This is a genomic window from Rhodococcus sp. BS-15 (assembly GCF_000813105.1).
Classification (GTDB): Bacteria; Actinomycetota; Actinomycetes; order Mycobacteriales; family Mycobacteriaceae; genus Rhodococcoides.
Window position 1 is genome coordinate 1 of sequence record NZ_BAOX01000056.1, and the last position, 22,127, is coordinate 22,127.

Annotated in this window: 26 protein-coding genes; 10 read left to right on the forward strand and 16 right to left on the reverse strand. The window is 62.0% G+C overall.

Features of this window, described 5'->3' with window-relative positions:
* Positions 1-686 precede the first annotated feature (686 nt).
* A complete protein-coding gene (locus RHBS_RS09520) occupies positions 687-1,055 on the forward strand; it encodes a hypothetical protein (RefSeq protein ID WP_128645445.1) in 369 nt (122 codons plus the stop codon).
* 174 nt (positions 1,056-1,229) lie between these two features.
* Here the strand turns inward: RHBS_RS09520 and RHBS_RS09525 are convergent, their stop codons facing one another.
* A complete protein-coding gene (locus RHBS_RS09525; RefSeq protein ID WP_128645446.1) occupies positions 1,230-2,039 on the reverse strand; it encodes an alpha/beta fold hydrolase in 810 nt (269 codons plus the stop codon).
* 265 nt (positions 2,040-2,304) lie between these two features.
* On the opposite strand from RHBS_RS09525, the gene RHBS_RS09530 reads away from it, so the two are divergent.
* Positions 2,305-2,952 (forward strand): Fic family protein, encoded by a 648-nt coding sequence (locus RHBS_RS09530; protein ID WP_128645447.1) that lies wholly within the window; start codon positions 2,305-2,307, stop codon positions 2,950-2,952.
* A 346-nt stretch (positions 2,953-3,298) separates the two neighbouring features.
* Here RHBS_RS09530 and RHBS_RS09535 read toward each other — a convergent pair whose 3' ends face one another.
* The 6 genes from RHBS_RS09535 to RHBS_RS09560 are packed head-to-tail and all read right to left on the reverse strand — an operon-like array spanning position 3,299 to position 8,627.
* Complete coding sequence (locus tag RHBS_RS09535) at positions 3,299-4,024, reverse strand: type 1 glutamine amidotransferase domain-containing protein (RefSeq protein WP_128645448.1); 726 nt, start codon at positions 4,022-4,024, stop codon at positions 3,299-3,301.
* Positions 4,021-5,028: a cupin domain-containing protein gene (locus tag RHBS_RS09540; protein WP_128645449.1), complete on the reverse strand. Its 1,008-nt coding sequence runs from the start codon at positions 5,026-5,028 to the stop codon at positions 4,021-4,023. The genes RHBS_RS09535 and RHBS_RS09540 overlap by 4 nt, the downstream gene beginning before the upstream one ends.
* Positions 5,025-6,503: a pyridoxal-dependent decarboxylase gene (locus RHBS_RS09545; RefSeq protein WP_128645450.1), complete on the reverse strand. Its 1,479-nt coding sequence runs from the start codon at positions 6,501-6,503 to the stop codon at positions 5,025-5,027. The genes RHBS_RS09540 and RHBS_RS09545 overlap by 4 nt, the downstream gene beginning before the upstream one ends.
* Positions 6,500-6,811: a hypothetical protein gene (locus RHBS_RS09550; protein WP_128645451.1), complete on the reverse strand. Its 312-nt coding sequence runs from the start codon at positions 6,809-6,811 to the stop codon at positions 6,500-6,502. Before RHBS_RS09550 ends, RHBS_RS09545 begins: the two co-directional genes overlap by 4 nt.
* A 27-nt stretch (positions 6,812-6,838) precedes the next feature.
* Entirely contained in the window at positions 6,839-7,684 is an 846-nt protein-coding gene (locus RHBS_RS09555) for a hypothetical protein (RefSeq protein WP_128645452.1), read from the reverse strand.
* Positions 7,635-8,627 (reverse strand): DMT family transporter, encoded by a 993-nt coding sequence (locus tag RHBS_RS09560; protein ID WP_237669131.1) that lies wholly within the window; start codon positions 8,625-8,627, stop codon positions 7,635-7,637. Before RHBS_RS09560 ends, RHBS_RS09555 begins: the two co-directional genes overlap by 50 nt.
* Positions 8,628-8,701: 74 nt before the next feature.
* Between RHBS_RS09560 and RHBS_RS09565 the strand changes: the two genes are divergently transcribed.
* Positions 8,702-9,583 carry a LysR family transcriptional regulator gene (locus RHBS_RS09565; protein WP_236745365.1) on the forward strand — a complete coding sequence of 294 codons (882 nt, stop codon included), beginning with the start codon at positions 8,702-8,704 and terminating at the stop codon, positions 9,581-9,583.
* A 146-nt stretch (positions 9,584-9,729) separates the two neighbouring features.
* Here RHBS_RS09565 and RHBS_RS09570 read toward each other — a convergent pair whose 3' ends face one another.
* Entirely contained in the window at positions 9,730-10,065 is a 336-nt protein-coding gene (locus RHBS_RS09570) for a hypothetical protein (protein WP_128645454.1), read from the reverse strand.
* Between the two features lie 308 nt (positions 10,066-10,373).
* On the opposite strand from RHBS_RS09570, the gene RHBS_RS09575 reads away from it, so the two are divergent.
* Positions 10,374-10,841 (forward strand): hypothetical protein, encoded by a 468-nt coding sequence (locus RHBS_RS09575; RefSeq protein WP_128645455.1) that lies wholly within the window; start codon positions 10,374-10,376, stop codon positions 10,839-10,841.
* Positions 10,842-11,035: 194 nt separating this feature from the next.
* Here the strand turns inward: RHBS_RS09575 and RHBS_RS28865 are convergent, their stop codons facing one another.
* Positions 11,036-11,182 (reverse strand): hypothetical protein, encoded by a 147-nt coding sequence (locus RHBS_RS28865; RefSeq protein WP_187298429.1) that lies wholly within the window; start codon positions 11,180-11,182, stop codon positions 11,036-11,038.
* A gap of 52 nt (positions 11,183-11,234) precedes the next feature.
* Here RHBS_RS28865 and RHBS_RS09580 point away from each other — a divergent pair, with 52 nt between their 5' ends.
* The 3 genes from RHBS_RS09580 (at position 11,235) to RHBS_RS09590 (ending at position 13,818) form a co-directional block, all read left to right on the forward strand.
* The gene (locus RHBS_RS09580) at positions 11,235-12,266 is read left to right on the forward strand and encodes a hypothetical protein (protein ID WP_128645456.1); all 1,032 of its coding nucleotides are present in this window, start codon (positions 11,235-11,237) and stop codon (positions 12,264-12,266) included.
* A gap of 118 nt (positions 12,267-12,384) precedes the next feature.
* Entirely contained in the window at positions 12,385-13,191 is an 807-nt protein-coding gene (locus RHBS_RS09585; RefSeq protein WP_236745366.1) for a hypothetical protein, read from the forward strand.
* 213 nt (positions 13,192-13,404) lie between these two features.
* A complete protein-coding gene (locus RHBS_RS09590; RefSeq protein ID WP_128645458.1) occupies positions 13,405-13,818 on the forward strand; it encodes a DUF2690 domain-containing protein in 414 nt (137 codons plus the stop codon).
* Between the two features lie 124 nt (positions 13,819-13,942).
* Here RHBS_RS09590 and RHBS_RS09595 read toward each other — a convergent pair whose 3' ends face one another.
* The 3 genes from RHBS_RS09595 to RHBS_RS09605 all read right to left on the reverse strand — a co-directional run bounded on the left by RHBS_RS09595 (position 13,943) and on the right by RHBS_RS09605 (position 16,352).
* On the reverse strand, positions 13,943-14,743 hold the full coding sequence (locus RHBS_RS09595; protein WP_145977497.1) for a transglycosylase domain-containing protein: 801 nt from the start codon (positions 14,741-14,743) through the stop codon (positions 13,943-13,945).
* A 401-nt stretch (positions 14,744-15,144) separates the two neighbouring features.
* Positions 15,145-15,561 (reverse strand): hypothetical protein, encoded by a 417-nt coding sequence (locus RHBS_RS09600; RefSeq protein ID WP_128645460.1) that lies wholly within the window; start codon positions 15,559-15,561, stop codon positions 15,145-15,147.
* 104 nt (positions 15,562-15,665) lie between these two features.
* Positions 15,666-16,352: a hypothetical protein gene (locus RHBS_RS09605; RefSeq protein WP_128645461.1), complete on the reverse strand. Its 687-nt coding sequence runs from the start codon at positions 16,350-16,352 to the stop codon at positions 15,666-15,668.
* Positions 16,353-16,598: 246 nt separating this feature from the next.
* Here RHBS_RS09605 and RHBS_RS09610 point away from each other — a divergent pair, with 246 nt between their 5' ends.
* From RHBS_RS09610 to RHBS_RS09620, 3 genes are all read left to right on the forward strand, one after another.
* Positions 16,599-16,892 carry a hypothetical protein gene (locus RHBS_RS09610; protein ID WP_128645462.1) on the forward strand — a complete coding sequence of 98 codons (294 nt, stop codon included), beginning with the start codon at positions 16,599-16,601 and terminating at the stop codon, positions 16,890-16,892.
* A 10-nt stretch (positions 16,893-16,902) separates the two neighbouring features.
* Positions 16,903-17,142: a hypothetical protein gene (locus RHBS_RS09615; protein ID WP_128645463.1), complete on the forward strand. Its 240-nt coding sequence runs from the start codon at positions 16,903-16,905 to the stop codon at positions 17,140-17,142.
* 317 nt (positions 17,143-17,459) lie between these two features.
* Positions 17,460-18,566 carry a hypothetical protein gene (locus RHBS_RS09620; protein WP_128645464.1) on the forward strand — a complete coding sequence of 369 codons (1,107 nt, stop codon included), beginning with the start codon at positions 17,460-17,462 and terminating at the stop codon, positions 18,564-18,566.
* Here the strand turns inward: RHBS_RS09620 and RHBS_RS09625 are convergent.
* From RHBS_RS09625 to RHBS_RS09640, 4 genes are all read right to left on the reverse strand, one after another.
* Positions 18,540-19,097, reverse strand: a complete 558-nt coding sequence (locus tag RHBS_RS09625) for an RES domain-containing protein (protein ID WP_128645465.1) — start codon at positions 19,095-19,097, stop codon at positions 18,540-18,542. The genes RHBS_RS09620 and RHBS_RS09625 overlap by 27 nt on opposite strands.
* A complete protein-coding gene (locus RHBS_RS09630; RefSeq protein WP_237669132.1) occupies positions 19,067-19,717 on the reverse strand; it encodes an antitoxin Xre/MbcA/ParS toxin-binding domain-containing protein in 651 nt (216 codons plus the stop codon). Before RHBS_RS09630 ends, RHBS_RS09625 begins: the two co-directional genes overlap by 31 nt.
* A gap of 161 nt (positions 19,718-19,878) precedes the next feature.
* Positions 19,879-20,880, reverse strand: coding sequence for a hypothetical protein (locus RHBS_RS28870; RefSeq protein WP_187298430.1), 1,002 nt, complete (start codon positions 20,878-20,880; stop codon positions 19,879-19,881).
* Positions 20,873-21,334, reverse strand: a complete 462-nt coding sequence (locus tag RHBS_RS09640; protein ID WP_128645466.1) for a helix-turn-helix domain-containing protein — start codon at positions 21,332-21,334, stop codon at positions 20,873-20,875. The genes RHBS_RS28870 and RHBS_RS09640 overlap by 8 nt, the downstream gene beginning before the upstream one ends.
* Between the last annotated feature and the right edge of the window lie 793 nt (positions 21,335-22,127).

A 22,127-nucleotide genomic window follows, 5' to 3' on the forward strand; every position in this document is an offset into this window, starting at 1 on the left:
GGGGATCAGCCCCAAATCCAGGGCGATATGCATGGAAGGCGAAAGTCCGCCCTGCACCCCGGACAACTGCGAGCCGACGATCAACAGATCGGTGTCGGGACCGCCGCAGTACACTTCGCTGAAGAGGCACGATAATTGCACTCAGGATGCAACTATCGTGCCACGGGTGAGCTGACCAACAGGTCGCCGAGATGAGTTCGCGCAGAATCAATCACGTCAAGGCCATCATGAATGGGAAGGAGGTGCATGTGTCTAAGCGATATGGGCAGTGGATCAAGGAACCTCGAGAGAGCGACTGTCCACACTGCGGTCAAGGCAGCATTGGGTTGCGCCACCTCGACGGTGGCGTCGAACTTCGACGGTGCGACAACGAGCCCCCGCATGACTTCGAGGGACCGGCATTTGTGACAGTGCCAGCCAGTGAGAACACCAGGCCCGATATGTGCTAGGTGCCCGACATGGGTAAGTCGAATCGACGAGAACCTTCGACTTTGGAACGTGAACGCGCTAGCTGCTGCCTTCTCCGAAAACTATGCGCTCGAACTCGGCTCGACTCAGGCGGCCTGTGACAGCAAGCAGCTCGTCGCGGTCAGCAAGGTCGGACGGATCCGCTGGAGGCCGCGAGAAGGGCGCAGAGTCCACGGGCCGACGTCCCCTTTTTCGGGGTAGAGAACGAAAGGTCGGACATGACCGCATCCAGAGACCCCATCTGGAACAAGATGGACAGGTTGCAAGAATTGGGTGACGTCGTCGGCCAGTACGCGCGACTCCGCGAATCCGTAGTACCGGAAACCGGGACGGAAGCCGACGTTGTCTCTGCCAACCCGCTCCGGGCGATCCCGCCGATAGGGGGATCAGCATTGCCGGATGCGTTCCAAGCAATGGCGATCGACTTCTTTCGGGCCCACCCATTCCGGCCGAATCCGCCGATCGAGGGATGGGCGTCTCCGGGAGTGTTGTGGTCAACGCTGATCGACAGATTCTCCGACGCTGCTCGACACGCAGGTGCCACCGAATTCGAGATCGACCTAGTAGTCGCAGAGGCCTTCCGCTGACGCGATTGTTCCCCGTGTCAGCCGCAGATAGCCAGACTCGCAGCCGTAAGGGTCCTCGAAACGGACCTGCAGACCGATCTTCATGGGCATGAGCGATGCGAGCTGGTCGAGATGTACCGGCGGGGTTCGCGCGCCACCTCTGGCAGCGCGGGCAGCTCGGGGTGCTTCAGTCGTTCACAGGTGTGCGCCGCGAGCGTTGAGGGTATGGATGTAGTTGCGGATGGCTGCGTTCACCGGGGCCGGGTGAGTCCAGTTGACTGCGTGACCGGCACCTGCGATCTCCACTACGGAAGTGTTTAGAGCAGTGGCCAATTCGTGGACGGTCGTCGACGAGATCGACATGTCATCCGCGCCCCGGATCACCAACGCGGACGCGGAGATCTCCGCAACGCGATCGGTCACCGAGTCGCGGGCGACGATGCACTCCGCAGCCTGTGTAATCAGTGTGCGGTCCTGGCAGAGCCATCGGTCGATCCACACGCGCTGATCGCGGTCGACGTCGCCACCGATCAGGCCGGGAGCCAGCGACCTAGCAAGAGGTTCGAGCGGCACGGCGTCGTCGAGCCAGGCCGCGAACAGCTCGTTGTACTGCTCGACTTGGTCCGGCGTGGGGCGACCCGCTTCGGTGCCGATCAACACCAGGCCGCTCACTCGCTCCGGCGCGGTGAGCGCGAGCCGCAGAGCGGTGAATCCGCCCTGCGACATTCCCCCGATCACTGCGCGTTCGATGTCGAGTTCGTCGAGGACCGCGAGCGCATCTTGTGCGGATTGCCAATAGGTGAAGGGCTTGTCCTGGTCTGTCGTGTCACCGTGCCCACGCGCGTCCCAGCAGATGATCCGAGCGATCTGTGACAGCTCGTCGATCTGTCGATCGAACATGCGTCGGTCCATGAACATGCCGTGAGCGAGTAGCAGAGCAGGCAGTGCCGGGGAGCCTGTGTCGTCGTAGCGAATGCGGGCACCGTTCGACGTCACGTGAGGCATGGTCGGTCACATTACAGAGCCAGGGTGACCCGTGTGCCGTCTGCTTTCTCGACCGTGATTTCGAGTTCCGCTCCGGTGGCTTCGACGTACCTGCGGACGGTGTCGACTTGGGCCGTAGAGATATCTGCGTGTTCCGGCTGTGAGATGCTTCGCGATAATATCAAGTATTGGTAGGGTGGAGGTATGCCGTCGACGGTGGGCGATGCTGAATTGATGTCGGTCACCAACAGATCCGCGGCGACTGCCCACTGTGTAAGGAGGGGCTATGCGCGGGATCGACGTGGCCGATCTGGCTGGCGCTGTCTACTCCTCGGGAAAGGTATTCGACGGTCTCGCTACCGGACGCCTGGATACCGAGAACTTCCTGCGTTCAGGAAGCCTTGCCGGAGTGTCTTCGCGATCGGATCTTGCACTGCTAGAGGACCTTCGGGACGTTGCACAGTTCATCATCGACCATCACGATGATTCGATCGACGCCACATACGTCTGTGCGGTCAACGCTCAGATCACCCGCAGCGGTGCGCTGCACCCTGGGCGGTTGCGAGCCGACGATCAACAGATCGGCGTAGGAACCCGGTACGGGCGGCATACGCCATCGGCACTGACCGTGGATGGTCTGCAGCAGCTCGTATTCGGACTGAGCAACGCTGACGTCACAGAGCAGGCCTTGGATCTGTTCGTGGGGCTCGCCAAAGCCCAGCCGTTCGAGGATGGGAACAAGAGAACGGCGTTGTTCGTCGCGAACAGCCTCCTGATCGGCGACGGCCGGTTGTTGGTCGTCCCCGTCGACGAGAACGATCCGCGGCTGTCCGATACTTTCAACGATTTACTGGCCCAGGCGTACATCCGCGACGAGCATGATCCCGTCAAGAATCTGCTGCGTGAGAAGGGCCTTGTCGAACTGCCTCGGTGACGTTGGGAACCTCACTCAACACCCGCACTTTCAACACCGCGGACGGATGTGCGCGAACTCGGACGCGCGCCCGTCGATCTCGCCGGATATCGACCGCGCGCTGCTCCGCGACGCGTCCGATGCGCTGGGTGCCGACGACCTCGATGCAAACGTCCGTGACCGCCTCCGAGCATGCTTCTGGCGCATGTACGAAGGGACGGCGACGGGGATGAGTCCGGGCCGTCTCTTTTGCTTCAGTCCCCGGCTCTGCGTCAGCAGAGCTGGACGCGGCCGGTGGTCGCGATCACCTGGCTGTGCTGAGCTCCACGGGAAGTGTGAGCCACCGTGTAGCTGTTTCGCAGGCGAATCAGCTGCGGATGGTCGAGGTCGAGTGGGTTGAGGTTCGTTGGGCCAGCTGTGCGGCGACCGCCGCGGTGGAGGCGGGGTTCTGTCCTGTGATGAGTGTGTCGGTGATTTCGATGTGTTGCTGCCAGGGTTGTCCTGCTGTGTAGGTGCCGCCCCGGCGCCGGATTTCTTGCTCGACGGTGAACGGGAGCGTCCCGAGCAGTCCTATGTCGGCTTCTTCCTGGTCCGAGAAGCTCGTCATCGTCAGGGCCGCGTACGGCCATGTCGCTCCGGATGTTGTGTCGGCGAGCAACGCCGCAGTTCCATGGCAGACCGTCGCGATCGGCGTGCCCTCTTGTCGGAGCGCGCGGAGGAAGTTTCCAACGTGGGAGTTCTTGTGCAGGTCCACTACTGGTCCGTAGCCGCCGGGTACGAAGATCCCGTCGACGGTAGCGGGGTCGACCGTTTCGAGCGATGTTGGCGCGCTCAAATTCTCGCTCAGACCGGATAGGTACGTTCTGTACCCGTCAGGGTCTGGGCTGTGAGGGGCGTGCATGCTGTCCGGTTCGACGTGCGCAGCACCGCCGCCGGGAGTTGCGATGATCGTCCGTATGTTCGCGGCGGTGAAGATTCGATGGGCTGTGATGAACTCTTCGGCCCAGAAGCCGCATGGTCGAGTGGAGCCGTCGTTGAGCGTCAGAACGTCGGCTTCGGACAGCAGGATCGTGATGGTCGCTGTCGGTGTCACCGTTGTGCGTCTTTCTCTTCGCGGTAGAGCCCGAGGGCGGTCATCGTGGGGGCGTCATTGAACTCGAACAGCACTGCGGGAGTGTCGGTGTCGTTGACGTAGCTGACTGATGACCACGATGGAACGGCGAGGCTGTCTCCTTCGTTGCACCGGAACGGTTTTCCGTCGACGTGGACGGTGGCTCGGCCTTGTGCCCCGATCAGCACGGCAGATGCGGTGCGTCGCGTCGGTTGTGTTCGGGTTCCTGCGGGCAGGAGTGTGAATGCAGCGTCGATGACCGGTGTGACCGGGTCGTGGGTTCCTTTTGCGTGCAGTGTGTGTCGGTACGCGTGGTGCGGGTCGGGCTCGTGGATCCGCTGTTGCTCGTCAAGGGCGCGAAGTACGTTGTCCCACTTGTAGAGCAGTGGCTCGTTCGGGTTTCGGTGGTGGCGGTCTTGCTCGAAAATGTGGGGCTCGAGGTGTGTGTTGTCGGTGTGGAGCTCGAACTGTGTCGCGGCGAGGGCGGCGACGAGGGGGTCGTTGGTGCAGTCCTGCCAGATGGCGGGGGAGTCGGTGGGGCTGTCGTTGCCGTGCTCGTGCCATTGGCCGGCGGGGGTGATCACCACGTCGCGAGGCTCGAGGTACATCTTGGTTCCACCGACGGCGGTCCATGCCCCGTCGCCCTCGTGCATGTAGCGCAGGGCTGTCGGCGCGTGGCGATGCGGGGTCATACCTTCGCCGCGGTTGATGATCTGCAGCCCCGAATAGAGATATCCGACGGCGGCCTCGCGGGCATGGCCAGGATTGGCGAGGGTCAGTACCCGCAGAGCTGCGCGGTCGCCCTTGACCATGTCTGCTGCCGCGATCGCGAGCGGTCGAAGTTCGTCGTAGCTCCAGTGCATGGCGTGGGAGTCGGGTGCCGGGGCCCACGGCAGGTTCTCGTTGGCTGCGGACCATCGCCCGATGGCGGAGATTGCTGCCGCTTTTTCGTGCAGCATGGACTCGGTGGAGATGGTGGTGGTCACGACGCGGGTACCTCCTGGTGGGTGGCGGTCGCTGAAGCGAGCGGTCGGGGTGTGCCGACGACGGCGTCGGCTGCATCGGTGAGTTCGGCGACCAGTTGGTCGATGTGGTCGGCGGTGGTGTGGATGTTGCCGATGGATACTCGGATGACGTAGTGGCCGTCGAGCTCGGAGTGGGAGAGCAGCGTCCGGTGGGTGCTGTTGACGGTGTCGAGGATCTGCCGGGTCGCTAGTCCGTCGGCACCGGAGATCCGGAGACAGAGCAGGGGGAGCGGCGAGTCGTTCGCGAGATGCCATCGTGGGTCTGCGGAAAGGGCGTCACGCAGCCTTGCCGCGAGGGTGAGGCTGTGTTCGAGTCGGGTTTGGATGCCTCGTATTCCGAAGGCGCGCAGGGTCCACCACAGTTTCAGAGCTCGGAATTGTCGCCCGAGGTTGAGAGTGTAATTCATGTAGTCGATTCCGCCGGTGGTGTCTGTGCGCAGATATTCGGGAACCAAGGTGAAGGCGGCTTCGAGTGCTCCGGGGTGCCGGCAGAACAGTGCCCCGCACTCCATAGGGGTGAAAAGCACCTTGTGTGGGTTGGCGACGAGAGAGTCGGCGGCCGCGAGTGACGGAAGGACCTGCGCGATGGCCGGGGCTATCCGCCAGAAGCCGCCGTACGCGGCGTCGACGTGCAGCCACACTTGGTGTTCGCGGCACACGGCTGCGATCGCCTCGATCGGGTCGAGAGCACCTGAAGTGGTCGTACCGACGGTGGCGACAACAGCGATCGGGGTGTAACCGGCCGCGATGTCCGATGCGATGTGAGTCGACAGAGCAGCAGGATCGAGTTGGCTGGTAGCGCCGGTGGGTAGGCGTACGACATTGTCGAGCCCGATGCCGAGAGCAATCGCAGCTTTGTCGACCGACGAGTGGGCCTGGTCGGAGGTGTAGATCCGGCCGGGCTTCTGGCCGGATGTGCCGTGATGTCGGACGTCGGGCTGTGCCCGGTGTCGGGCAGCAGCCAACGCGTAGAACGTGCCCAGCGATGCACCATCGACCAGCAGTGCATCAGCGGCGGGGTAGTCGAGCAGTTCGGCGAGCCATCTGGTGACGGTGTCTTCGACAGCGGCAGCCGAGGGCGCGCTCTTCCACAACATGACGTTGACGTTCAATGCCGCGGCGGTCATCTCGGCGAGGATTGCCGGTCCGGAGGAACTGTTGCTGAAGTAGGCGTGGAACCGGGGATGGTTCCACTGCGTCAAATGCGGAACGACGTTCTTCCAGGTGTCGTCGAGTATGTCTGCGAAAGCTGTTGCCTCGGAGGGCAGGGCGCTGTCGATCGCGTCGGCGACATCGGCCGCATTGGCCGCTGTCGTGACGGGCACGTCGTCGAGCGCGGCGAAGTGTCGACATATCCGATCGAGCGTGTCGGTGCCGAAGGCTTTGAGCTGCTCTGGGTTCCAGTCGCCAGTCGGAGTGGCTGGGTCGTGGGTCATTCGACGTCGACCGGCAGCTCGTGCGCGAAGACGACTTCGCGTGGGCGAACGCAGTAGCGGCGGTAGAAATCTTCGAGTAGCGGCGTCTCCGACTCGATGAGGTCCGTGGCTTGCTCGACGCTCTCCCAGGGGTAGGTCATCGTCACGCGTTGGGGGTCCGATGCGTGCTGGAAGAAGCGTGCGTGGCCAGCCCAGCCGGGGTGATGGTGTGCGTTGTCGTCGAGGAGTTCGTCCATTTCTTGCAGGACCGCGAGGGCGTTCTCGGCCGCCTCGGTGGTCAGGTGCCAGGTTTCGATGACGGTGATCATGAGTCGCGAAAGCCCTTTCTTTCTGTTTCAGTTGGACTGATCGGCGGCGTCGAAGTGCTCTTGCAGCAGCGAATCGCCGCCGGGGACGAAGCGTTGGCAGATGAGTTGATGGGCGCGGCGGTTCTCGGCCTGGCTCTTCCAGAGCCGCCGGGCGGAATCTGCTGCAACGCTGGGAAGTTCGGCTGTTTTGAGGGTTGTGCGCACAACCTTGGCGCGGGTGAGCATGACGTCATGATCCCGGTTGAACACGGCGGAGAACCCCGGTTCGAGCCAGGGTGGTTCCATGGATGGCCGAACGAAGTCGCGGTAGATCTCCGGTGAGAAATCGGACGCGTAGCGCATGCTCTCGGTCGCTCCGGCGTACAAAGTCCCGAGTTCGGTGAGTTGATCGGCAAGATCGGGCCACTGCTCGCTGGCGAGTGACTCCAGCACTGCCGCCAGCCGGCTGTTCATGGAAATGACGAACAGGTGGAACAGGTGATGACCCTTCTTCCAGCGTGTGATCGCCTGTTGTGCTGCGGCATTCGGTGCTTGCAGGGTGCGATCGTGCTGGCCGGTCTCGCTGTGGTTCGGCGGCGCTGCCAGCGGGGAAGGAGATCGTTCCTGTGCGGCTGCAGCTGCCGCGGCGGAGGCATCGCCGACGACGACGGCCAAGGCGTCGAGTAGGCGTAGCCGTGAGTCGTTGTCCAGAGTGGATTGGGGGAGATCTGTGGTGATGGCGGTGACGACGGCCAGTGCGCTGACCGCCCACGCGTGCGCGTCGTCGCTGCGCGAGATCCTGAAATAGGTGTCGTATTCAGCGCTGCGGGCGACGGGGATGGTGCTATCGGTGGGTAGGACGACTCGATCGATGCTCGTCGGAGTTGGGGTCATGAAGGCCTCTTCCGTGGCTTGAAGTGGAGTCAGGGTGGTGAGGGTGTCGGGTTGCGGTCCAGACGGCTCCGACGACGACGGCGGCTCCGGCCAGTTGAATCCAGGTGGGTCGTTCGCCGAGGACGACGAATCCGAACGCGATAGCCAGTACCGGCTGCAGCAGGAGTAGGGCAGCGACGGTATTGGCTGCCAGCGACCTGGATCCCGAGCTGATGAACAGCCAGGCGGCAACCTGTCCGAGCAGGGCGAGTGCGATCATCCATCCCCACGCGGCCGCGGAGATGTCGAGATCGAGGTCACCGAGGCCTGCCGAGACGACTCCGGCAGTGACGGTTGCCGATGCGGTGGCTACACAGATCGGGGTGACCAGGTGGCTGGGGCTTCGCTGGGTGGAGCGTCGATTCAAGAAAAGATACGCCGCGTATGCGGCACCGGCTGCGATACCCAGGACGGACCCGCGTAGCGCGTTGTCGGCTCCAGTTCCGCCGATGAGCCCGCCAGCGAGGGCGACGCCGAACAGCATGCAGGGCACCGCCATGAGGAATCGTCGGGGGATGGCGGTTCGATCCACGACGAGCGCGATCAGTGGCAGGACGACGACCTGGACGTTGATGAGCACGGTGGCGATCGATGCCCCGACGTCGAGGATGCTTGCGGTCCACATGACGTAGTCGGCCCCGAGGAAGACTCCGGCACCGATGGCCATGGGGTACAACCTCGTCGGCATCGCCCCGCGCCGATGAAGTTCCCACAGCGCCATCGGAACGAGAGCCCCGAGCGCGATCAGGCATCGCAAAAATGCCGCGGTGCCCGAGGTGACATCGGCCAGTTTGACGAAGGTGGCAGACAGAGACAGCGATGCGGCACCGGCGATCACCAACGCTGCATTCCCGCCTATCCCCCGATCGGTGGCGGCAGCTGTCGGTATCGCGGTTCCGGTCACCTATCCAAGGCAACCAGCTACAGACCGATAAGTCTACTAGTCAGTTCTACCGCTAATTCGGTAGCATGACTTCCATGTTGTCATGGGATCGGATGAAGATTTTCGCCGCAGTCGCCGAACATGGTTCGGTCACCCGTGCCGCGGAATCCTTGCACCTCACCGGACCTGGAGTCTCGCAACATATCCGCAAGTTGGAGAAGGAAGCCGGTACCGCCCTCGTAGAGAGAGAAGGCAGGTCGATACGACTGACCCCAGCCGGTCGTGCGTTGGCGACACGCGCGGCGGCCATGTCCGCTCTCGCCGACGCTGCCGAAGACGATGTCGCTTCGATCGACACCGACGTCGCCGGAGTGTTGCGAGTGGGCGCGGTCGCCAGTGCGCTACGCCGGCTGGTGGTTCCAGCTCTGGCGGACCTTGCTCGCACGTATCCACTGCTGCGCCCGGAGGTCGTCGACGGGGAAGGAATCGACCTGCTCGACCGCCTCCAACGCCGCACCCTCGATCTCGTCGTCTTCGAGTCCTGGGACCATCGGCCGGCGACGGTCCCCGCAGGTATCGACGTCCACACGCTCCACACCGAAGATGTACACCTCGCGGTACCGATCGAGGACAACCGTGAAATGGCAACCCTCTCCGGCGAAACCGAATCGATCTGGACGGTATGCCCATCAGGGTCGGATGCGCACTCCGCGCTCGTGCACGCATTGCGCGAAGCTGGAGTCGAACCGACGATCCGCTACGAGGTGTCCGACTACTCGACCCAACTGGCCCTCGTCGAAGCAGGTCTGGCCGTCGCGCTGGTTCCGGACACCGCGCGATCGCGAACGGACGGCGTGCGGTATCTGCCGACCGCGCCGGCCGTGACACGTTCGCTACGCGCGGCGAGCTCGACCCGAATCCCGGCAGTCGGCGCGCTCCTGGATGCGATGAACGTGATCCTTGCATGCCGCACCTGATGCGCGGCTGAGGAACTCGTGAGGCGCATACGACAAACCCGCTGGGGTATAGATCGGCCCGCATGAGGAAAGGTGGCCGCGTGCAGGCATTGGATCATTGGCTCGGCAAGGGCTTGCCTCGGCAGATTCCCCTGTGGGAACGCAGTTTACGGTTCGGCGAGGATTGTCTGCTCGAAATCGGCCTGGGTCAGGTCGACACGACGGAACCCTGCACCGGTGGTGCCCCAGGCCATGGGCACGCCGAGCTTTTCCGCACTTGCGACCAGAGCGCGGTACCGACGAAGACCTGCCTCGTTGACCCCTCCATTGACCCCGTCGCCGCGCAGAATCGCGCGAGCGGACACATTGGCACCGTGGACAGTGATGCCCGCGGCCTTGGGGAACTGAGCCGCGAAGGCCGACGCGTCTGCGGTTCGCTCGAAACTGACGATTGCCTCCCACGACTCAGTCGAGCCGTAGAACCGGAGTGTCGAAGTGTTCATCTGAGTTCCTGGCCTCCTGCCGTTGCGGGACTCTCTGGTCATCCACTCGGAGGTGGAGATGTGGCGTTGCCGAGATCGACGCTACACCCGTAAAGTTCCGCGCGTAGTATCGAACCCGAAGTGGCACAGCGCGTCTGGTGTGCGATTGCGTTGGCCCGGCAGCCGCCGTAAGCCATCGCGACCCAAAGTTTTCTAAGGGCACTCCGCACTTCTTGTTGGCAAGCTGCGTCCCAGTGCCGCGGTCGACGGCACTCCGCCAAGAACCTCACCCGGTTGGTTCGGACGGCCAGAGAAGTGGAGATCCATCCATGAGTACCCAGTCGATTGAGCAGCATCAGAACCGCAACCCGTCTTCGTTCGGTCAGCGCGTCGTGGTCAGGACTGCCATGGCCGCCGCCGCGATCCTCCTGATTGTGGCGGCCGCCTTGGCGTTCGCGTTCTCAGGTGGCGGCTCCGGGGTATCGCTGAACGCGTCACCGGAGACCACCGTCACCCTCCCGGCAGATCGCGTCCTTCCCTCGCCGCAGACAACTCCAGGCACCATACGAGTCGAGACGGTGGGCTGGAACCCCAACACCAGCAAAATTGTTGCCTACGCCGGATGCATCATCACCGCAGGCGTACCTGTCGGCGTCGCATGGGCTGTCGCCACCAACCCTGCGGCCTGGCCCTTCATCACCGGGCGTGCGGCCGCGTTGCCAGCATCTGTGGCGAGTGTGGTCAACAAGTGGGTGTACCGCCTACGTGGCACGTGCGGGTATGCCTTCTCCCGCTGATAACTACCGCGGGATGCCTGCAGGTCCGACCCGACAGGGGAGGACCTGCAGTGCTGCGGAGACCGTCCAGGCCCGGACTGTTCGTGGTCCTGCTGCTACCCGGCAGGCTGATGCCACAGTTTTGTGTGGGCGCGCACCCGCGCACTGGGCTTAGATCCGGGTATGAGGTCAGACCCACGACACAACACCCACGCCTATGCCGTGATCTTGGCGCGGGGCCCCGAGTTCTGGGCCCGCGCCGCAGTTGCGAGGGGATGCTGGCTCACGCTGGTGACGATCGCAGCCTTGAGTGGCGGAAGCGCCCGTTGGTGGGTGTGGCCGATTCTGGCGTTGGGCTTCACGGCCGCCCTTGTTGCGTGGCGGATAGCGAGACATGAGCGGTACGACACGACGATGACCCTTCCCCTGTTATCCACGATTCAGCGAATAAGTAACTCCACCAAGGGCACGACCTCGTGGAACGTGCAGGGAACACTCGAAATGACGGTGGCGGCGACCATCGCTGCCATTGGGCCTTGGGGGATGGCCGCCGCGTCGACGAACTGGAGGTTCGTGGCTCTGGCTGGTGCGGTCGGCTACGTGTGGAACTTCCTCGCTGCGGTCACACTGGACCCTGTCTTCTACAACCCCGCGGTTCGCCCTCAATCGGCACTTGAGCTGGTACGTAGCGGTGTGGGCGTGCTGGCCGCGCTCGTCGGTTGCTTGATCGTCGTGCCCGCGTCCTGGCCCGCAGGGGCGATGCCGGTCGCCGCTGGAATTGTGCTGTCCATCAGCACGATTCAACTGCGAATCAACGAAACGGACCGTACGCTTCGCCATTCGGACCGAGAGGCTCAACTGAGTGCGGCGAAGAGCAGAGTCGACATAGTTCAGGCAGTGCATTCGCTGCTGGGGACGCCAGTCGAGCGCGTGATGGGGGAGTACGAATCACGCCGAAACGAGGATCGCCAATTCTACGATCTGCTACGGAACATCACCGGCGGCTACTACGAAGTAATCGCCCTCGAACATCATCCAGAACGCGACGCAGCGTGGCCGGGCGCGCTGATCGGCACCATCACCCGAATGCTGGGGGCAACCACAATGTCACCCCCACGGTTCCCCGACTCACCGCTCACTCCTGAAAACAGAGTGATCGCACGCCACGTCCTACAAGACCTGGCCAGCAATCTCGTGAAAAACGGAGCCCGGTATTGCGAATTCGCTCTCGTCGATGCTGGTGACAACTACATCGCAACAGCGTTCGATGACGGACGACCGGTCGACAGCGCTCGCTGGAAAAGGCAGGGAGGGGGCATCGAGCGCTTAGAGCGGCTACATAAAGCCAGAGATCTTCAGTTCACTCACGCGCCTGCGCACAGCGGGGAGGACCCCCAGAAGCAAGGCAAGGTCATAACCGTCGAGTGGCACAAGAATGAAAGGTAGTGACGTGAATACCGGAGATGATATTTCGCAGCTAACGGTTCTGGTAGTCGAGGACCATTCTCTACAGGATTCGTTCGAATCAGTAGTACCCCACGATAAGCTGTATTGGTGCAGGACCGTGAGCGAAGTGCGGTATCAGCTCGAGCGCGGCCTGGTTCCCGACGTCGTGTTTATCGACTTCGCTCTCGACAGAGGCGGCATAGCAGGTTTGAAGGGCTCCACCGCAAGTGAAACCGGCTCAGGTCTGGGCGTGCTGATCGCACTGCATCGCAGATTCGGTCCCGATGCGATGCCGCGAATCATCGTCACCACTATGATTCATGAACAGGGCCGGTACCTGTACGCGATTGCCGCCACTCGTTGGTTTCATGCCGACGCGATAGTCGACAAAGCCAACCTGCGGTCGACTGACATCAGGGAAATCCTCTCCGGCTCAGACCCAACCGAGGCCTGGCTGCGTGAAAACATCGAAGAGAATGGCCACCTACTGGACGAGCTATTCGCTGTCCCCGAGTGGTCGCCGATATGGCAAGTATGGATGGCATCGTCGGGGCGAGTAGAACTCGCCTACGCACTGCTGAACGGCAAAGTATCGAAAAATAGAATCATGACCTTCATGAAAGAGATGCCGCCTCGGGTCGACAATCTCCGCGCCGCGTTCTTCCTTCATCAGAAGTGGGGTGAAATGGATCTAGCGCAAGTAGCAAACAAGGCGGCTGGGAATGAGCCGGTACTGCGCTCAATCAAGTCCCTCTTAGGCAAGCGCAGCGAGAACGAACAGCGTGAAAAGAATCAGCGCCCCGACTACAGGCCTCTCCTGGGCCTGACCATCGCGCACTCGGCGTTCTTCCAGGCTCCAGAACTCGTGGAGGCGGCAGCATTGGCCGAGCCGTGGTCTCGAGCATCATCCCGACGCGCGACCTGACAGTCATGAGGCCTCGATCACCGGCAAGACCGTGGAGTGCGTGATGGTGTTCCGAAGACGGTTTAGCGGTCGTTCCGAAGCGCGTCATCCGTTCGACCGAATCCGAGGGCATTGACCCGCCTGTGCGGGTGCAGCGGAGCTAGCCTGAGTGTTCTCGAACGGCTGGTAGTTCACGTTCCAGCCGCCCTCGTCCGAGCGGTAGGAGCCCCGACAATGAAAGTCAGTTTCCTCAAAAAGGCTGCAGCAGTGGCTGCGTTGACGCTTTCCGCGGCGCTGGTCAATGTCCCGTCGGCCTCGGCGGTGACCTGCTACGGCGACTACTGCTCCGCTCAGGATCCACAAGCATCGGGGTGCTCGGCGGACGCGAAAACTATTGCCACCGCCTATATCTACGGCAGTGGTGGAACCTCGTGGGTCAATCTCCGATGGTCGCCGACCTGCAAAACCAACTGGGCGCAATCGAACGTCATCACCAGCAACATCAAGGCCGTGCAGACCGGTGGCTACACCCAGGGGTACAGCAACAACAACGGGGCCAATTCGTGGTCGAAGATGATCTACTCGCCGACCCTGTGTGTGAAGGCATCGATATCGGGCGCTTGGGGCGTCACGCAGACTGCGTGCTGAAACCCACTGGCCCAGGCAGACTTCGAGCCCTCCGGGCCGCATAGTCGCATTCGCCACGACCCACGACCGACCGTTCCCGGCCCGACAATCGCGCTGGCACAGTCTCGCTGTCGGTCGTGAACACCTACTTTGGTCCCACACCTTCAGCCGCCAACCGCTCCCTCACACTGTCCGGCATGGTGGAACACGCGTCCGGCTCATCAAGAGTGTCGGAGAAAGCAGAGGCCGGTTCGTCGATTCCGACGGTTCCAACCACGCCTTCCCAACCACCCATCTCAGACTCGATCTGAGGTATGAACCATCCAGCGGCTCGGTTGACTGAGATGGGGACGAGCCAGAAGGCATTCTCACTCAGGTCGATGCCTCCGCCCGGTGCACGTCGTACGTCTTCCCCCAGTGGCAAAGTTCCCGCCAGCTGCTGGGCTTGGTTGGCGCTGATGTCCCAGGGGGGCAGGCCGAAGTAGTACCAGGTGGCTGCACATACTCCGTAGAGGTTGGGGCCGAATTGTGCGATGTTGAGGTAGATCTCCATCATCCGTCTGTCGGAGATGGTGTAGCCGAAGGGAATTGCGAATACGGCCTCGATGCCCTTCTTGACGTCGTTCTGCGATCGGTTGAAGAAGATGTTCTTCGTGACCTGCTGTGGGATCGACGATCCGGCGGGATCGCCCTGGCCGCGGAGTCGAGCGACAACGCGGTCACCGAACTCTACGTAGTCGAAGGGGGCCCATCGTGTCCCCAACTCACCGTCTTCGTGCACGATCGCGGCCGAGATCATGTACCGACTGATGTGATCGATCGACACGTTCTGCTGAACGGTGTTGCCAGGCGCATCATCCGTTGCCATGAACATCGTTCGCGATGGGTCGGCGAAAGTCAGGACAACGGCAAGCGTCTCGACCACCAAGAGGATCGACACCAGCACCAGCGCCGCCCTCTTGATCCAGCGTCGTACCCGCGAGCGCTTCCTGGGTGGAGCGGGGCGAACCCATGAGTCATCCGACGGCGCGGTATCCGGTTCAGGGGCCCGTTCGGTAGGTGAGCTCGGTGTATCCCAACCTGAACGATGTAGTTCGGAATACGGATCTCCGGGCGGATCCAAGTTTGAGTCATCGGTAGTGGTCACGGTTGCTGGCCCCTCCGCGAGCGAGTAACGCGATACTCGCCGTCCAGCCCTGTGCTGTGACGTATCACCGAATATTAGCTCAGAAGCATTGCTATCGGTATGTTTAAGTGGTTGTTGTCACCGACAGTCGGTTTAGCTGCGTGCCGCGGGGCCATTAGGTGGCGGAGCGGCAGGGGCCGCATTGGTGAGGGCAGCGCGAGTCACTTTCCGTCCGACGAGCCGAGCTTGTTCATCGCATTGAGAGCTGCGCCCACCGCTGCGACCGTGCCGACAGCACCCACAGCCAGGGGCGTGACGTCGGCGGCGGCATTCCGAAGCTGCTGTGGGTCACGGACGGCATCTCTCCATCGCGTGTTGGTCAACGCCTGTCGATGAGCTTCGACGGCGAACGGCACTTGGAAGTCTTCGATCGAGTCGCCGACCGTGTTGATCGAATCGACCACCGCACGTGCTGGACGGGCATGCAGGACGACGTTGGTCTGTGCGACAGCGCCAGCTTTGTCGAGGCGTGTCAGGAGATGTGTTGTCGTGGAGACGATTCTGAGCCTTCTCTTCTGCATCGCCGCAGCGATGCCGAGCCGATGACCGTCCAGGGACGACGGAGCAGTGTCGAGCACATGACCGAGCTCCAAATCAGCGAAGTCATTGTGAAGTTCAAAGCATCGCGCGAGTACAGCGAGCCAGAGGTTGACCTCTGCCTCGATCTCCCGCGTCGCCTTCGTCAGGGCTTTAACGTTGGCCGTGTCGTCAGCCTTGTCTGCGAGGGCTTCGATGGCGAGGAGGGCGTTCCGTTGGACCTCCGTGATCGCACCGAATCCAGACTGAACTTTGCCCCAGAGGGTTTCGCTGTCGCCGCCATGTTCGCGGATCGCCTTGCTTCGGCGATTGCATCGCTGACGCCGTACATCTTGGCGAGAACCGCGTCGCGTTGCTTGCGGAGCACGTCGTCGAGTTTGCTGTCGATCGAAAGAAGGAGCTGTTTGAACTCCTTGGCCTCGTGTTGTCTTGCGAGCTGGGCCATGATTCCGGCCGCTCCGGACAGGACAGCGGGATTGGCGAGGAGGGACGCGGGACCGTCCTCGATCTGTATCCATTTGCTGATAGAGCCGGGGTTGCCGAGCATGGCATGACTTACGCCCTTGATCTTTGTCGGCATGAGGCCGAGTTCTTTGACGTGTCCGGCCGATTCTTTGGTGAGTTTCAGGTATCGGCCCGTATTTTCCGAGATGTAGGCTGCCGCCTCCGCCAGTGTTGATCCGGTATCGAGGGTGGCCTGCAGTTTGTCGAGCGGGAGTTCCTGAGCGAGCGACAGGAGCCCAACTGAGCCAAGGAAACGTTCCACAGCAGTCGGGTGGCCGATGACGGCGAGCCCTTCGCCGTCACGGATCAACTCAACTTCGTGAGCCATCAACTGCCTCCTTCACGTTGCAGGATGGCGAATCCTCGCTCAGTGCTTGGCCGACGGGGCCTGGTAGTCAGCGGCGGTGATTCCATCGCCACAGGGTACTGCGTGAGTGGCGAGCTACCACGGATGGGACGTGCGTCATTGCGGCACAGTGTGTTTGATGTGCTCTTCACCCGTGCCCCGACATGTCTGATGGTGGTGGTGGCAACTTTCTGGCGCTCAGCGCCGAATCGTCCATAGTCTGTCCCCATGATTCACGTGTATTTCAAAGCCATGTGCGACCACATCGGCGATACCATCGATCAGATCGACGGCGACCCGAACTCGCCGTCACGGCAACTTCGTCCGGTCATCGGGAACGATCAGCAGTCACCGATTCAGCAACTCCGCGGGGCAGGGCAGGCCGTGTGGGATGCGCAGAACACGCAGGGGTTGATCAAGCAGGGCACGTTGTTGTCGCGGCCGGAACGTATCGAGAAGCTCGAAGAGCTCCGCCTGGGGCTGAACTCCGCGCTTGATAGGGCGGTGAGAGAGCTCTCGTAGTCTCAGACGAATGACACTGAAGCGCATCGACTACGGCCAACAGAGCAAAGACTCTGGATCGCTCCTCGAAGAGCACGGCATCACTCGTGATCGGCTGGGCGAGGACGAGCGGGTCCAGACGGTCGACTACCTGGAGGGGGTGCTCCGAGGCAAGGATCCGGACGCGAACTGGGAATTCACTCTTGGCGAAGTCACGTTGGAGGGCAAGGGGTGGGACGACGCCGGACACTTTCTCGCTCACTTCGTTTGACGCGTGTCCTGCGGTGGGGTTCGCTAGCCGGTGGGATTGACGACGGTGACCCCTACGGCTTTCACCTCGACAGCGCTGTCGAAGCGATCAAGCATCGCCGAGAATTTGCCGACACTGGTCAGCCTTCTACCATGCCTTGCGTGAATACCTTGCCCGTCGGTCAGCGTGGCGCTCCGAAGCCCCTGCAGTTGGAGTGCCGGATTCAAGGCGGTCGTGGCCAGCGCCTCAATTGACGCCTAAGATCCAAACAAGCTAAATCAATAGTCCGTCATTTAGTTTGTACCACCAGCTCGTGGGCATTCCCAGGGAGGATTCCGATGTCGGTATCAGCGGACCTTCCGTCGTTGGCGCTTCAACTATTGAGGAAGCTCGACATCCGCGTCGTGGCTGGCGGCCCAGTCGACTGGCAACTTGTCCTACCAGACGGTGGTACGTACTCGGTCCACGTCAAGATCCGTCGGCAACCACCACCCCCGAGCTGGGTAGACGCACACAGCCAGGATCGAGGCGACGGCTCACTGCTCATCGTGACGGCCCGCTTGACCCCTTATCTGCGGGCGCTGGCGCAACTGGGCTCGATCGATGTCATCGACGTCCAGGAGAACGTGGCGATCATCGCGGGCAGTACGTACGCGCTGCCGCAGATGGACGATCGCGCAACACGGTCCAAAGCGGCTGCCCGCGGACGCAAGCCATGGGTTCGGTGGGCCACCGAACGGCTGCTGCTGTTCGCTGATGAGCCGATGACCCAAGTCGACATAGCGGCTGCCCTGGCCGTCACCCAGCAATCCGTCTCGAATGCACTCCGCCAGCACCGTTACGCGCGACGCGCCACGGGCGGGTGGAGCATTGAGAATAAGCGGGAACAACTGCAAGAACACCTGCTCGAGTACTCAGGCCCTGGCGGCGCGTCAACTTACTGGCTCGAGCTCGAACCACCTGTACCGCAGGCCGAGCGTGCCAACACTTTTTCTGCGGAGATGGGTGTGCCCGCGCTGCACACCGGTGATGTCGCTGCCGACGTCTACGCGCCGTGGCGCTTACCTCGGACTGCGGCCGTCTACACCAGTGAAATCCTGGACTTCACGCCGGCGGGATTTACACCGGCCTCTGTCGAGGACTACACCTTGCGAATCACAACGCCGGAGGACGAAACGATCTGGAGGACGGCGGCGGTAATAGCCACCCACAGAACACAATTGGGGCTCGTTGACCCAGTGGTCACCCTGGTCGATGTGTTGCGAAGTCCAGGGCCCGATGTGGTGGATGCGGCGGCGCGTCTTCAAGAAGCAATTCTCGACGGGACATGGCATGGCGGTGGAGATAGTCAGGTTCTCAACACCCTGAATACGACTGTGCCCCGCCCGCGGATCGGGCGGGGCACAGTCGATCGCGCGCTACGGAAGCGGCCGATGCAGAGCTGACGCGGCCTCCACGATCGCAGGATGATCGAGCGACAGGTCGTCCTGACGCACGAATCGAGGCCGGTGCCAGCTCGCGATCACCGTCCACGCGGGGCGGTGAAAAGACCACCACTGCACCGCTTGCCACTGCTTACCGGCGATGGCCGGTGTCGTTTGCGACCAGATCTGATGGCCCCACGTCGAGGTGACGGCAAGGTTCCTCGTCACCACTTGGGTGGGGCGAAGGTTCTGTTCGATCAAGCGCTGGGGGTCGTCGAGGTCGCAGATCCGTAGATTGTTCGGAAGCTCGTACGTTCCCAGGACTCGGCGTGCACCCGGAATCATTGGGAAGTCGAACATCGAGTCGACCCATCGTGCGAGGTTTCCGAACGATTCACCGCACGCTGCTTCGGGCTGTCGTGCGATGTACCAGGTGTAGTAGTCGGGGTGATCGACGCGGCCACCTCGTTGGGGATGGTGCTCGTACTCGGGATGCCCCGGTTGCCCGGCCTTGGCTGACGCTAAGTACGGAAAGACGCGGTAGACGAGCACTCAGGCTGCCCCGCCCCACATCTCGGCATCGAGCTTTCCAGAACTCGACCGGGGCCGTCGATGTACAGCACGTCCAACGGTCGAGCGCCGTCGAGATATGAGTTCGGGCTCTCCAACCAGATTTGCGCAGCCTCTTCTCCCCACACGAGTCGAGCCCGTGCGTACACATGCTCGAGGTCGATCAGCGCCGGAGCCACAGCAGGACCAGGGCGCTCCTTCCCTTTCGACCACCGAGAGGTCTGAGACGGACTGACTCCGAGCCACCCCGCGAGCCGCTTACTGGTGAACGTCTTCAGAAGATAGGTAACCCGATCAAGAGACAACGGGTCGTCAGCAGCAGTCCTGAGGCCCTGACGAGCTTGAGCAGGAGCGCGCCTGCGCGGGACAACTTTCGTAGGCGTCTTGACCTGACCGCCCTTGCCCCGACTCTTGATTGTTCCATCGGTTTTGGGTCGGCCTCTAAATTCAAGGTCGAATACCGGATTGCCGTCTGCGTCGACGATCACGTAGCCCTTTAGATAGCCCTTTTTAACACCTTCGGGAGCCACGATGTCCTTCTGAGTGCCATCGGGAGCCACGATGTAGCCGGCCTGCTCTCGGCGAGGTGTCGGTGTATCCATCTACTGATTCTACCCAATTTTTCAGTTGGGCAACATTGGTTCACGATGCGTGAGCGAAGTGTGGCGTTGTTCGGGGGTTCGGAAGGGGTTTGTGGAGTACAGCGAGCCGCTTGGTGCTATTCCGAATCGAGCACTGCGTCCGAAGCAGGTCCCCTCGTCGCCTAGATCGAGGAACGTGGAACGTGTGAAAACAACATCGCCGCGAGGAGACGTCGATCGTGGTCGAGGACGAGCGTCCACCACCCGCCCTGCTTCAGAGGAACAACCGTGGACAGAACGGATGCGCCAGTGGAGATCGTCGCGATGAACTCGTCGTACCCGATCAGCTCGGCACCGACCAGCTCGTCGTACCCGGTAAGCGGAGCACCCTCGGCCGCCTTCAACTCTTCGGCGTTCTGTCGCAGCTGCGCTACGCCTCGTTCGTACAGGTCGATCGAGTACGGGTAGTCCCAGTCCTGCATTGCCTCGTGGAACCGAGCGAGAGCGGCGGTGGAGGTGTTCGACGACGCGATCTTCACGATTTCCTCCGTGGTCAGATGCGCGATCGGTTCGGGGAAGCCGCGGAAGACGCCGTCCGGGTCGACCTCGTCGGCGAAGCTGTCGAAGTCCATGTTCGCAAGCGACAGGTTGTTTTCCACGCTCCACATTTCGGCGGGTACGACGCGAAAGGTTCTACCGGGCTGCCGATCTGGATCGAAGGTGTTCGAGTCGAGCACAAGAATCGGGTGCTCGCGATGGCCGATGGTCTCGCTGTCGACGAGGAATGCATATGAGGTGGGCCGATCCCCGATGACTTCGACGAGCCGCTCGGCGGTGAGGCCGTCGTATTGGGGGTTGTCGATACACGTCAGATACGCAGCGAATGTGTCACCGCCCGACTGAACCGGAGCCATTGCAGCGAGCGCCACCTCGCGCCAGGCCGCATTGTCGGTGAAATCGGTTCGGATGAGCAATGATCCGCCGTTATCGAGGTAATCGTCGAGATTGCGCCCTGCGCCCAGGCTTTCGACGATCTCGGCCTCGAGCACCGAGGCTCGCTCAGGATCCACTTCTGCCGCGATATCCCCCGGAGCGCGGTCGGGTGCTGCCTGGTGTTCCATATCGGCGCGAACGGCATCGACTCGGTCGCGATTGCCGGGACGTCGTGAACGCAACTCATCCATTGTCATAGCTTCTTTTTGTCCTTCGTGTTGTTTGTCCGCGGCCGGGCTCGTGGTTGTGTTCTGTTGTCGTCGGTGTGCCCTCAGTAGTGCTTGGCTCTACCCGAATTTGGTACGCCGTCGTTGAGGGCAGTTGTATTTCGATAACCTTCCCGCCGAGGGTGACTGTCATGGTGATGTCGGTGGCTCCGGCTGCGGTGAGGTAGTTCCGCAGGGTCGACAGCAGTAGATCCTGCCGGGTTTCGAGGCCGGATATTGCGGCTTGTTTGACTCCCATTCGGGTGGCTAGCTCGGTTTGAGTGAGGGCGGCTGCTTGCCTGATTGCTGCGAGGCCCATTGCGTGAGCACGGTCTTGCTCGTCCATCTCCTGCCGGATGCGTCCGACTGCTTCTGCGGTGTCGGGCGTCGACAGCAACGTCGCGAGGCGCTCGTTCCCGGTGATGGAGTGTTCGGTCATGAGTGCGGCCCTTCTTTGTTTCGGGTCTGGGTGACCGAAGATTCGATTGCTGTGCCGCGCGCGGGGCCGGGGCTGTTGTAGAACACATCTCCCGTGAGGGGCTTTGTCGCCTGCGAATCAGAGCCGCGACTGCTTGCTTCTCACGGTGGAAACCAGACGATGAACATTCACGATATCACGTTCGAGCGATATCGCAGTTAAGCAATGTCGGCACCTGTTTGTTGTGTGGGTGGTCGTGGGGGCGTGGGGTGGGGCCTGTGTGGGCGTGAGGGGGGGAATTCCGGGGGTGTTGTTTGGGGTGTTGTGGTGGCCATTTTGGGTGTGTGAGTTGTGTTGTGTGGCAATGTATCTGGTGGAGCATGTTATTGGCTTGAAATCGGTTGTGGTGTAATGGTTTTGAACGAACTGTGAATTGCGTTGTGGGGGGTGCGTGTGTGGGTGTCCGGCGGTTGTGTGTGTTTGTTCGGCGTGTGGGGTGGGTCTGGTGTCGGTGGGGCGGCCGGAGCGGTGTCGGGGCTGCTGTCGTGGCGTTGTGCGCGGGTCCGCGTAGCGGTCTCGTGTGTGTGAATGGTGTTGTGGTGCAGTGGTTTGTGTGTGGTGTGAGTGGGCCGCGGAGCGGTCTGCGGTGGTGTGGTGTGTGTGGTATGATCGAATCATGTTGTTTACCAGTGTGTGTGGCGCGAAACGCCTGCGAGGACTCCGCGGAGCGGGGTTCGGTGTGTGCGCTGGTGTGACGGAACATGTTGTGCGTGAGGTGATTACGGCGACGTTCCTTAACGAGGGCCGCGAAGCG